The sequence below is a fragment of the Amycolatopsis sp. NPDC054798 genome, assembly GCF_053611505.1.
On record NZ_JBSHAM010000166.1, the window covers coordinates 1 to 11136 of the forward strand.

General features: G+C 70.1%; 11 protein-coding genes. 3 read left to right on the forward strand and 8 right to left on the reverse strand.

What is annotated here, in order from left to right:
• Window positions 1–143 precede the first annotated feature (143 nt).
• The 3 genes from ACWGIC_RS43295 to ACWGIC_RS43305 form a co-directional block, all read right to left on the reverse strand.
• Window positions 144–746 carry a hypothetical protein gene (locus ACWGIC_RS43295; RefSeq protein ID WP_452081765.1) on the reverse strand — a complete coding sequence of 201 codons (603 nt, stop codon included), beginning with the start codon at window positions 744–746 and terminating at the stop codon, window positions 144–146.
• A gap of 81 nt (window positions 747–827) precedes the next feature.
• Window positions 828–1751: an aldo/keto reductase gene (locus tag ACWGIC_RS43300; RefSeq protein ID WP_452081766.1), complete on the reverse strand. Its 924-nt coding sequence runs from the start codon at window positions 1749–1751 to the stop codon at window positions 828–830.
• A gap of 94 nt (window positions 1752–1845) precedes the next feature.
• A complete protein-coding gene (locus ACWGIC_RS43305; RefSeq protein WP_101439870.1) occupies window positions 1846–2184 on the reverse strand; it encodes a hypothetical protein in 339 nt (112 codons plus the stop codon).
• Window positions 2185–2305: 121 nt separating this feature from the next.
• On the opposite strand from ACWGIC_RS43305, the gene ACWGIC_RS43310 reads away from it, so the two are divergent.
• Window positions 2306–3211: a DMT family transporter gene (locus tag ACWGIC_RS43310; RefSeq protein WP_452081767.1), complete on the forward strand. Its 906-nt coding sequence runs from the start codon at window positions 2306–2308 to the stop codon at window positions 3209–3211.
• 57 nt (window positions 3212–3268) lie between these two features.
• On the opposite strand, the gene arc is transcribed toward ACWGIC_RS43310, so the two are convergent.
• Entirely contained in the window at window positions 3269–5071 is a 1803-nt protein-coding gene (gene arc, locus ACWGIC_RS43315; protein WP_452081768.1) for a proteasome ATPase, read from the reverse strand.
• Between the two features lie 338 nt (window positions 5072–5409).
• Here arc and ACWGIC_RS43320 point away from each other — a divergent pair, with 338 nt between their 5' ends.
• Window positions 5410–6315 (forward strand): hypothetical protein, encoded by a 906-nt coding sequence (locus ACWGIC_RS43320; protein WP_452081769.1) that lies wholly within the window; start codon window positions 5410–5412, stop codon window positions 6313–6315.
• On the forward strand, window positions 6316–6774 hold the full coding sequence (locus tag ACWGIC_RS43325) for a hypothetical protein (protein ID WP_452081770.1): 459 nt from the start codon (window positions 6316–6318) through the stop codon (window positions 6772–6774).
• On the opposite strand, the gene ACWGIC_RS43330 is transcribed toward ACWGIC_RS43325, so the two are convergent.
• The 4 genes from ACWGIC_RS43330 to ACWGIC_RS43345 all read right to left on the reverse strand — a co-directional run bounded on the left by ACWGIC_RS43330 (window position 6771) and on the right by ACWGIC_RS43345 (window position 10623).
• Complete coding sequence (locus tag ACWGIC_RS43330) at window positions 6771–7601, reverse strand: tRNA (adenine-N1)-methyltransferase (RefSeq protein WP_452081771.1); 831 nt, start codon at window positions 7599–7601, stop codon at window positions 6771–6773. The two genes, ACWGIC_RS43325 and ACWGIC_RS43330, sit on opposite strands and share 4 nt — an antisense overlap.
• 81 nt (window positions 7602–7682) lie before the next feature.
• Complete coding sequence (locus ACWGIC_RS43335) at window positions 7683–8837, reverse strand: M50 family metallopeptidase (protein ID WP_452081772.1); 1155 nt, start codon at window positions 8835–8837, stop codon at window positions 7683–7685.
• A 126-nt stretch (window positions 8838–8963) separates the two neighbouring features.
• Window positions 8964–10106: a 4-hydroxybenzoate 3-monooxygenase gene (locus tag ACWGIC_RS43340; protein WP_452081773.1), complete on the reverse strand. Its 1143-nt coding sequence runs from the start codon at window positions 10104–10106 to the stop codon at window positions 8964–8966.
• Between the two features lie 130 nt (window positions 10107–10236).
• Entirely contained in the window at window positions 10237–10623 is a 387-nt protein-coding gene (locus ACWGIC_RS43345; RefSeq protein WP_452081774.1) for a helix-turn-helix transcriptional regulator, read from the reverse strand.
• Window positions 10624–11136: the final 513 nt, after the last annotated feature.

The window sequence follows — 11136 nt, forward strand, 5'->3', positions numbered from 1 at the left end:
CCGGGCCGGGCGCGCTGCTCCTCGACACGCCGACTTCAAGGCGATCCCGCCGCGACGGCGGAGCCGGCGCCATCAAACACAGTTCTGCCGCGCCCCCAACCACACTCACCTCTAACCAGCGAGCTCCCCAACCACGCTCGCCTCTAACCAGCGAGCTTCCCAACCACCTTCGGCAGCAACCGCTTCGCCGCGTCCTGCGCCCGCGCCGGCGTACTAGCCGCCACACTCAACGCCGACACGACATTCCCCTTGCCCACCAACACCGCACACGTCGACCCCTCACACCAAGCCCGCTGCACGCTGACCCCCGGCTGCGGCGGCAACGACACCTCGACACCCGCGCAACGCGCCCCCGCCACGACATCCTCGCCCGACCGGTCCGCGTACACCGTGACTTCGTGCGTCAACGCCGACCCACTGGGATACACCCAGCTCACCGACTTCCGCTCCCCCGCGGCCAGCCCGGTCAGACATCCGGAAACCCGCCCCGAACCCGGAGCGACCCCCTCCTCGGCAACGTCCGAATCGGACAGCAGCGCCGTCTCCGCACGCCGCGGATCCGGTGCCGCCGAAGAAGAAACGACCGGCGGATCGACCGCACGCGACACGGGCGGAGCCACCGGCGCGCTCGTGCCCGGCGTCGGAACCGGATCGTCGTAGTAGGTCTCGAGATTGTTGGGCCGGTTTCCGCATCCGGCGAGCCCGGCAAGCGCGCCCAGCCCGACCAGCACAGCGACTGCTGGCACCTGACGACGCACGTTGCCCCTCCGCGCTCAGTGTTGCCCGTCCGCCCCGGGCCATGGTGCGCCCGAGGGTAATGCAGCCGTTCAGCTCCACCCGAGGTGGGATCGATGCGCCCAGTACTCCTTCGCGTCCTGCGCGAGTTCTCCCAGCACAGCGCGGTCTTCGGCGCTGAGCCGCACCCGCGCGGCGGCGAGGTTCGCGGCCAGCTGCGCCGGGCTCGACGGACCCAGCACCGCCACCGGAGCCCACTCCTGCCCGAGCACCGCCGCCACCGCGATCGCGTCCGGGCCTGCACCGTGGGCCTCGGCGATCCGCCGCAGCGGCTCCGGAGCTTCCGCGACAAGCCTCCCGTTCGCGAGGGTTTCCTTGACCAGCACCCGTTTCCCGGCCGCTTTGGCCTCGGCCAGCGCCGGACCGGCCGACGTCTCTAAGACGTTCCAGGTGGACTGGACCGACGCGAACACCGGCTGTCCCGCCGATTCCAGCTCGAACGCCCGGCGCACCACGTCCGCCTGCGCCGGCCCGGAAGTGGAAAAGCCGACCTCGATTCCGTCACTGGCAAGCCCGGCCAGTGCGTCGATCAGAGCGGGGTCGGCGAAAAGCGGACTGTCCACAGTGAGCGAATGAACCTGGTACAGATTTACGTGGCCCGGCAGGAGTTCCCGCGTCTGCGCCCACTGTTCGCGGAACCGCGGCAGCGTGTGTTCCTTGACCTCGTGGACGTCCGCGTCGAGCCGCCAATCGCCGACGTAGCGGTAGCCCCACTTGCTGGACACGGTGACGTCCCGGTGTCCGCGTTCGGCCAGCCAGCCGCCGAGGAATTCCTCCGAACGGCCGTAGGACCGTGCGACGTCGACCCACCGGACTCCCGCTGCGTATGCGGCGTCGAGCACCGCGTGCGTGGCCGCCCGCATCGACGGCACGTCGCGCACTTCGGGCAAGTCCCGCCCGAGATTGATATATGCCGGACGGCCGAGCGCGGCCAGACCCACCGCGATGCGGTCCATCGGGATCCCCTTGTCTTTGCGTGGTTTGTGAATGGCGAGACGTGATTAGGCGAGGCGATGTGGAGTGTTTTCACATCGCCAGATGTATAGGTCGTTATACACTTTGTTTGTGTCGGAGGATGGCGAGCCATTGGCCGGAGTTTTGGGCTTGGCGGTGGAGTTTTTCGAGGCGGGCGGCGGGGGCTCGGACGTAGCCTTTGCCGAAGACCGGGGCGATTTGACGGAGGCTGGCTCCTTCTTCGCGGGCGGCGAGGAGTGCCCAGTCGGAGGCGTCGGCGCACGCGGCGGATGCGCGGCGCAGCTCCCCCAGGAGGTCGATCAGGTCGTTCGCGTTCAGCTCCCCCGCTTGGACGGCGGCGGCGGTCGTCTCCAGCCAGGCCAGGACGTCGGCTTCGGTGATCGGCGGGCGCGGGCGGGCGTTGTCTGTGCTCACGCGGCGCAGTATAGGGCGTTATACACCGAGGTCGAGCGCGGTGACCGAAACCTGCTGGACTCCGGGCGTGGCGCGGACGTTGACTGGCCGCAGCAGTTCGTTAGTCGTCAACGGAGGTTCAGTGAAGTTCGGCATCGCCGCGCGGTTCGTCGCGCTCGCCGTCGTGTGGGGCGCGAGTTTTCTCTTCATCAAGGTGGGCTTGGAGGGGCTTTCGCCGGCTCAGGTGGCGCTGGGACGGGTCGCGCTGGGCGCGTTGACGCTCGGCGCGTTCCTGCTGCTGCGCAGGCGGCCGCTCCCCCGCGATCCGGCCCTGTGGGCGCATCTCGCGGTGGTTTCGCTGCTGTTCTGCGTGGGCCCGTTCCTGCTGTACTCGTGGGCCGAGCAGTACGTGGCGTCCGGGCTCGCCAGCATTTTCAACGCCACCACTCCCCTGCTGACCATGCTGTTCGCCGCGGCCGCGCTGCCCGCCGAGCGGCTCACCCGGCCGAAGGCCACCGGGCTGCTGCTGGGCTTCGCGGGCGTGCTCACGCTCGTCGGCGTCTGGCGCGGCATCGACCTCAGCCACGAAATCCTCGCGCAACTCGCCTGCCTCGGCGCGACTGCCTGCTACGGCCTGGCGTTCGTGTACCTGCGGAAGTTCGTGTCGCCCCGCAAGCCCGACCCGGTCGTGGTCGCGTTCGGGCAAACCGGGTTCGCCACCGTCATTCTGCTGGCCGCGGCACCGGCGATCGCCGCGCAGCCGGTGCACCTGAATCTCGCGGTGGTCCTGTCCATGCTCGCTCTAGGCGTGCTGGGCACCGGCGTGGCCTACACCTGGAACACCGCTGTCGCCGCCGCCTGGGGCGCCGCCAACGCGTCCGCGGTGACCTACCTCACTCCAGTGGTCGGGGTTCTGCTCGGCGTGCTGGTCCTCGACGAGCCGGTGCACTGGAACGAACCCGTCGGAGCGCTGCTCGTGGTGCTCGGGATCCTCGCTTCGCACCGGCGGGCGTCCCGGGTGCCGGAACCGGTCCTGGAACGGGTCTGAAACGGGCCTGTGGGGCCGCCGGACGATGCCGGCGGCCCCACAAAGGTTCGCGCTGCGTTACAGGTACTGACCGGTGTTCGTGGCGGTGTCGATCGCCCGCCCCGATTCCTGGTTCTTGCCGGTGACGAGCGTGCGGATGTAGACGATCCGCTCGCCCTTCTTGCCGGAGATCCGGGCCCAGTCGTCCGGGTTGGTGGTGTTGGGCAGGTCCTCGTTCTCCGCGAACTCGTCGACGATCGCGTCCAGCAGGTGCTGCACGCGCAGGCCGGGCTGCTGGGTCTCCAGCACCGACTTGATCGCCGACTTCTTCGCCCGGTCCACGATGTTCTGGATCATCGCGCCCGAGTTGAAGTCGCGGAAGTACAGGACTTCCTTGTCCCCGTTGGCGTAGGTGACCTCCAGGAACCGGTTCTCGTCGCTCTCCTCGTACATCCGCTCGACGGTGTGCTGGATCATCGCGTCGAACGTCGCCTTCTGGTCCCCGCCGAACTCCGCCAGGTCGTCGGCGTGGATCGGCAGGCCCTCGGCCAGGTACTTCGAGAAGATGTCCTTCGCGCCCTCGGCGTCCGGCCGCTCGATCTTGATCTTCACGTCGAGCCGGCCCGGCCGCAGGATCGCCGGGTCGATCATGTCCTCGCGGTTGGAGGCGCCGATGACGATGACGTTCTCCAGGCCCTCGACGCCGTCGATCTCCGACAGCAGCTGCGGCACGATCGTGGTCTCCACGTCGGAGGACACGCCCGAGCCGCGGGTGCGGAAGATCGAGTCCATCTCGTCGAAGAACACGATCACCGGGGTGCCCTCGGAGGCCTTTTCCCGCGCCCGCTGGAAGATCAGCCGGATCGACCGCTCGGTCTCGCCGACGAACTTGTTCAGCAGTTCCGGGCCCTTGATGTTGAGGAAGTAGGACTTGCCGTCCGCGTTGTCGCCCCGGGCCTCGGCCACCTTCTTGGCCAGCGAGTTCGCCACCGCCTTCGCGATGAGCGTCTTCCCGCAGCCCGGCGGGCCGTAGAGCAGCACGCCCTTCGGCGGGCGCAGCTGGTACTGCTCGTAGAGGTCCGCGTGCAGGAACGGCAGCTCCACGGCGTCGCGGATCTGCTCGATCTGCCGGGTCAGGCCGCCGATGTCCTCGTAGCGGACGTCCGGCACCTCCTCCAGCACGAGGTCTTCGACCTCCGCCTTCGGCACCCGTTCGTAGGCGTAGCCCGCCTTGGAGTCCACCAGCAGCGAATCGCCCGGTTTGAGCGGCTGCTCGGAGAGCGGGTCCGACAGCAGGACGACCCGCTCCTCGTCCGCGTGCCCGACCACGAGGGCGCGCACGGCACCGCCCTCGACGTCCGGTGCGAGCACTTCGCGCAGCGCGCACACCTCGCCGGTGCGCTCGAAGTCGCCGCCTTCGACGACGGTGAGCGCCTCGTTGAGCCGCAACGCCTGTCCGCGCCGCAGCGACGAGACCTCCACCGCGGGCGACACCGAGACGCGCATCTTGCGCCCCGCGGTGTAGACGTCCACCGTGTTGTCCTCGTACGCCTCGACGAACACCCCGTATCCGCTCGGCGGCTGGGCCAGCCGGTCGACCTCCTCGCGGAGGGCCAGCAGCTGACCCCGCGCCTCGCGCAGGGTTTCGACGAGTTTCGTGTTCCGCTCGGTGAGCTGACTCACGCGTTCCGACGCCTCGGCGAGACGTTGTTCGAGAACGCGGTTCTGTCGCGGGGAATCGGTGAGCCTGCGGCGCAGCAGCGCCACTTCTTCCTCGAGAAAACGGATCTGCCGGGCTTGTTCCTCTGGTGTCTGCCCTGCTCCGCCGGTTGCTGAAGGGTCGGCCTCCTCGCGCCGACCTCCGGGAAGGTCATGATGCATCGGGCACCTCCTCGGAGTGCTTTTCATTCCACGGTACCGGCGATCACCGACAAGAAAAGGCCTTTCCGCATCACAAGACCGGCGCGTCGCGCTTTTTCTTCCGGCCAAGCACGGCCGCGAGCGCAGCGCAAGCGGCCGATTCGGTGCCGCCGAGGGGAATCCGCTCCGCACGGTTTCCGCAACGCGGAAACGAACGCGCCGCGGAGGCCCGGCGGCACGGGCCGCGAACCCGACTCGCGGCCTGGCTGCGCGGAAAGGCGCGCGGCTGGCTAGCATCCCCGGGTGGCCGCGATCCGCTCGTGGCCAGGACTTTCGCGAGCACGGCAGGGGGAACCGAGATGACTTATCCGCCGCAGCAGCCCGGCGGCTACGGACAGCAGCCGAACCCGTACGGCCAGCAGCCCGGCGGGCAGCCGCAGTACGGGCAGCCTCAGCAGGGCGGATGGAACCAGGGCGGGCAGCAGCCGCAGTCCGGCGGCTTCCCCGCTCCCGGGCCCGGCGCGCCCGGACCGGGCGGCCCCTACCAGGGCGGATACCCGCAACAGGGCGGTTCCCCGCAGTACGGGCAGCAGCCGGACCAGTTCGGCCAGTTCGGGCAGCAACCCGGTCAGCAGCCCGGTCAGCCTGGTCAGTTCGGGCAGCCCGGCGGGCAGTTCGGGCAGCAGCCGGGAGGCCAGTTCGGCGGGTTCGGCGAGGAACCGCCGAAAAAGAAGAAGACCGGCCTGATCGTGGGCCTCGCGATCGGCGCGGTGGTCGTCCTCGGCGGCGCGACGGGCCTGGTCATCTGGCTCAACAGCGACAGCAAGGACGACAAGACGGCCGCCCCGCCCGCGTCCTCGTCGGCTCCCGCCGCGGGCCCGCAGTCGAGCGGCCCGGGCGGAAGCTCGTCGTCGTCCCCGTCGACCTCGACCTCGTCGGGTTCGGGCAGCGGCGACTACCCGGCCGCGTCCGGGGCGAAGTCGACGCCGGGCGAGCTGTTCCAGGCCGCGTCCGAGGCGTACAACAGCTCCGACACCGACGGGCTGTTCTCGATGCTCTGCACCAGCCTCACCAAGGGCCAGAAGCCGACCGACAAGATGCCCTCGGGAATCCACTTCGAGCTGACCGGCAGCCCGCAGGAAAGCGGTGACCAGGCGACGGTGAAATACCACGTCACCACGCCCAGCAAGACCGCCGACGGCACCCTCACCGCCCTGCGCCAGGGCGGGGCCTGGTGCCTCGGGAAGGTCAGCACGGACCACTGAGTGAGACGCCGGCTCGGCACGGCACTCGGACTGCTCGCAGTCGTTGTCGCGGGCGGTGTCCTCGGCCTGGTCTTGACCGGACTGCCGGGGCCCGCCCGCACCACACCGGAACCGCCCTCTTCTCCGCCCGCCTCGCGAAGCAGCGTGTCTTCCGCTCCCGCGCCCGCGGCGGACCGGGCCGCGATAGACGCGCTGGCGCGCACTCTCGTCGACGCGATCACGCGCGCGGACTCCGCCGCATTCGGCACGCTCGCTTGCAAACCGCAAACTGCGGCGGCGTTGAAGGAACTCCAGGAGAAATGGGACGCCGCGGGCCCGCTTCGCGTGTCGCTCGCCGGGCCGCCGGCGATCGCGGGTGACGACGCCACCGTGACCGTCCGAGTGGAAGGCACCGGCGGGCACAAGGAAACCCCGTTCCCGCTGCGGCGCGAGAACGGCCGATGGTGCGTCCCTGGTTAGCCTTTGCCCTTGCTGGGCCGGCGCGAAACACGCGGCGACACCGTGCCGTCCGCGAGACGGCGCGCGGTGAGCAGGAAAGCGGTGTGCGCGACCATCCGATGGTCCGGCCGTACTGCGAGGCCGACCACGTGCCAGGGCCGCATCAGCGTCTCCCACGACTCCGGTTCGGTCCAGCACTGCTGTTCCCGCAACGATTCCGTCACGCGGGACAGCTGGGTGACGGTGGCGACGTAGACGGTCAGTACTCCGCCGGGCACCAGGTGCGCGGCGACGTTCGGCAGCTGGTCCCACGGCGCGAGCATGTCCAGCACGACCCGGTCGACCTCGCCGATGTGCGTGGCCAGATCGGCGACCGTGAGCGTCCAGTTGTCCGGCTTCTCGCCGAAGAACTTCACGACGTTGCGCTCGGCGTGCTCCGCGTGGTCGTCGCGGATCTCGTACGAGAACACCTGCCCCGCCGGGCCGACCGCGCGCAGCAGCGAACAGGTGAGCGCGCCCGAACCGGCCCCGGCTTCGAGAACGCGGGCTCCCGGGAAGATGTCGCCCCACATCACGATCTGCGCGGCGTCCTTGGGGTAGATCACCTGGGCGCCGCGCGGCATCGACAGCACGTAGTCCGGCAGCAGCGGCCGAAGCGCGAGGTACGTGCTTCCGCCCGCCGAAGTGACCACGCTGCCCTCGGGACGGCCGATGAGGTCGTCGTGCGCGAGAGCGCCGCGGTGTGTGTGGTACTCGCCGCCGTCGGCGAGCGTGAGGGTGTAGTGCCTGCCTTTCGAGTCCGTCAGCTGAACCCGGTCACCTGCACGAAACGGTCCGCTGACCGACAACTTCTTCCTCCACTGCAAAAACCGGAACGCCGACGTCGAATCCTCGCAGGTCGTCCCGCGCGCGTCGTGCGCGGGTGCCCCTCACTGAGCGCGACGGCCCTGCATCAGCGCGGCCCGCAGGTCTTCGCGGCGCAACACGCCAGCGGGACGGCCTTCGTCGTCGACCACGAGGAACTGCCAGGCGGCCGTCTCGCGGACGCGCTCCGCGATCTCCTCCCCCGGCTCCGAAGCCAGCAGGACTGTCTCCGCGCGGATCGGCTCCGCCGCTTGCTCGGCAGGCGCGTGCGGGCTGACGCTCGCTAGCTGTTGCGCGGCTTGCTCGTCCAGCAATCCCGCCGCGACACCGTCCGCGCGCACCAGCACTACGCCCCGCCCCGCCGACGCGGCCAGCGCGTCGGATACCGGGCTCTCCGCGGGAAGCTGCAACACCGGACGCACCAAATCGGACAGTTCCAGCCCGGCGGGCCAGCCTCGCCGGGCTTCAGCGGCCAGCTCGGACCGCGCTCCGAGAATCACGAACCACGCCGTCACGACGCAGACGCCGAGCCGCAGCCAGCGGTCCGGGCTCTGCATCGCCAACCCGAGCAGCGCCCAGACGATCAGGCCGGTCGCGACCAGCGCACCGCCCGCGACGGCGGCTCGCGTTCCCTTGGCCCGCAGCCCGGTCATCGCCCAGACCCCGGCGCGCACGAGACGTCCGCCGTCCAGCGGCAATCCCGGCAGCAGGTTGAAGAACCCGACCGCGAAGTTGGCCACCGCGCATTCCGCGACCAGCAGCCACACCGCGCCGTCCGGCGGAACCGCGAACAGCAGCAGCGAACAGAACCCGCCCAGCACCAGCGAAACCGCGGGCCCCGCCGCGGCGACGAGCCCTTCCTGGCCGGGCCGCCGGGGCGTACGGGCCACTTCGGACAGTCCGCCGAGAAGGAAAAGCCGCAGCCGCCGGACCGGAATCCCGAGCCGCAGCGCGACAAGGCAGTGCCCGAGTTCGTGTGCGAGCACGGAAAGCCCGAGCAGCACCGCGAACGCGGCGGCGAGCAGCCACGCGGTCGGCGTCGAAACGTCCGGCAGCAGCCGTCCGACCAGCGGCGCGTAGAGCACCACGATGATCAGCGACCCGATCCACCACGACGGGGCGAGCAAAACGGGCACCCCGCCGACCCGGAACAGCAGCAGGCCGCCGTCCCCGCCGGCGCGCCGGGCGGGCCCGGCACCGTGCTGACTGGTCGCGGCCATGCCGGACAGCGTAGGGGCCGGCGTGTGGGAAGCCGGTGACCCGGTCGCCCCGGACGGGTGGTGTCGGTCTCGCCCGGCGGCCGCGGCGGGCTCGCGCCGGAAGGAGCCCTCCGCGGCCTCGGCTCGTCAGGCGGGTACCGGCGTGCGCGGCTGGACGAGGTTCTCCAGGTTCGCCAGGGCGACCTGCTTGCGGAACTCCCCGCGATACGACGCGTCGCCGGAGTCGTGCATCGCGTCGGTCATCCAGATCGCGGCTGCCTGTCGTTCCCAGACGTGCGCCAGGCAGGTGTCCGAGTAGCTCTCCAGCAGACCCGGATCGTCCTTCTCCGCCTGATGGACGATCGCGCGGGCGAGCGTCTCCGCGTCGTGCAGCGCGAGGCTCATCCCCTCCGCGCTCATCGGGGAGATCAGGTGCGCCGCGTCCCCGAGAAGGCAGAGTCTGCCGTAGCGCATCGGGCTGAACACCACCCCGCGCAGCTGCACGACCTGTTTCGTGGCGATCGGCCCTCGCCGCACCGGCGAGCCGAACCTCGTGCCGAGTTCGTCCCAGACGCGCTCGTCCGGCCAGGCTCCGGCAGTGTCGTCGACTGGACACTGGAGGTAGATGCGGCTCGCGTTGGGGCCGCGGGTGATCTGGGCGGCGAAGCCCCGGGAATGCACTGCCATCACGGCCATCGGGTCGGCAGGCACTTCGGCCAGGACGCTGAGCCAGGCGTACCCGAACTCGTGGCTGTGACAGGCAAGGAATCCGTCCGGGATCGCGGTCCGGCTGACTCCGTGGAACCCGTCGGCGCCGGCGACGAAATCGCAGCTGATCGTGTTGTCCCGGTAGTGCACCCGGGGCCGCTCGGTGCCAAGCCCTTCCAGCGTGATGTCTTCCGCTTCGAACCGGAGGTCGCCGCCGTCGCGAAGGAAGATGCGGATGAGGTTCTGGACGAGCACCTGCTGCGGGATGAACGCACCGGCGCCGTCTTCGTCGGTGTCCATCCGCCAGGCGCGCTTCTCGCCGTGGACGATCAACGGCAGCGTGACGTCGGACCGTCCGTCACCGTGCCCCTCGACCGCCTCGCCCACTCCCCAGTCGTGCAGCATCCGGACGCCGCGACCGTCGAGAGATCCAGCTCGCTGCCGCTGCTCGACGTACTCGCGGCTGTGCTTTTCCAAGACGACGCAAGGGATCCCGCTGCGAAGGAGGAATGTGCCGAGCGTCAGCCCGGCCACCCCGCCGCCCACGACGACCACCGTGGTTTTCTCGTCTGCCTGTGTCATTTCGTTCCCCGGAAAGAGTGTTCGCCGTCCCCGCGGGCCGGCCTGATGAGCACCACTTTCTTCCCGGCCCCGGACGACCGGCCACCGCTCGCCGGCCGCCCGGTAACGAAAACCCGCCAACTTCTCCCCGCTACTCGCCGCGCCCGCGCAACCCGCCTTGATACCGCCCCGGCGTCTGCCCTACCAGCGCCGTGAACGCCGCGATGAACGCCGACGGATTCGCCCACCCGCACGCGATCGCCGTGTCAGTGACCGACACCCCCTCACTCAGCTGGAACAACGCGTGATGGACCCGCAACACCGTCCGCCACCGCTGAAAACTCATGCCCACGTCCGCATGGAACAACCGGCTGAGCGTCCGCTCGCTGGCCCCCGCGACCCGCCCCAGCTCAGCCAGAGTCTCTCCCCGCCCCGGATCCTCGTGCAGCAACTCGGTGACGACCCGCAACCGATCGTCCCGCGGCTCCGGAAGATGCAACACCTCCCCCGGAACCTCCCCCAACTCGTCGACCACCACCGCCCGAACCCGCCGAGCCGCCTCAACAGACCGCTCCCCGCCCCCGGTCAACGCCAATATCCCCGCCCGCAACAACGGCGACACCGCAAACACCCGAGGCTCCCGAACCAGCCCCCCGCACTCCTCGACCGGCACCGCAAGAATCCGCGTATCCGTACGCCCGTAAAACCGATGAGAATGCTCAACCCCAGGCGGCGTCCAGACCACCCGGTCAGCAGGCGCCACCCAGGTCCCCAACTCGGTGGTAGTAGCGAACACCCCGCTGGCCGCATAAACCAGCTGCCCGCTCGCATGGGAATGACTCCCCATCCGAAACCCGCCAGGCAGCCACCCCGCCCCCTCCGGCGTCACCCCACCCGGCCTCCCCACCACCCCGACCCTACCCACACCACACCCCCCGCTCCCCCGCTCCACCCCCCTCGGGGACACTCCCAACCCACCTGCCACGCGGGATCGCGTCGGCGTGCCGAGGAGCAACGTGCACGGCCCCCCGGGCCGGGCGCGTTGCTCCTC

Coding starts and splice junctions, on each gene's coding strand:
- ACWGIC_RS43300 (WP_452081766.1), bottom strand. CDS start 1,751: ATGGACCGCATCGCGGTGGGTCTGGCCGCGCTCGGCCGTCCGGCATAT.
- arc (WP_452081768.1), bottom strand. CDS start 5,071: ATGCATCATGACCTTCCCGGAGGTCGGCGCGAGGAGGCCGACCCTTCA.
- ACWGIC_RS43320 (WP_452081769.1), top strand. CDS start 5,410: ATGACTTATCCGCCGCAGCAGCCCGGCGGCTACGGACAGCAGCCGAAC.
- ACWGIC_RS43335 (WP_452081772.1), bottom strand. CDS start 8,837: ATGGCCGCGACCAGTCAGCACGGTGCCGGGCCCGCCCGGCGCGCCGGC.
- ACWGIC_RS43340 (WP_452081773.1), bottom strand. CDS start 10,106: ATGACACAGGCAGACGAGAAAACCACGGTGGTCGTCGTGGGCGGCGGG.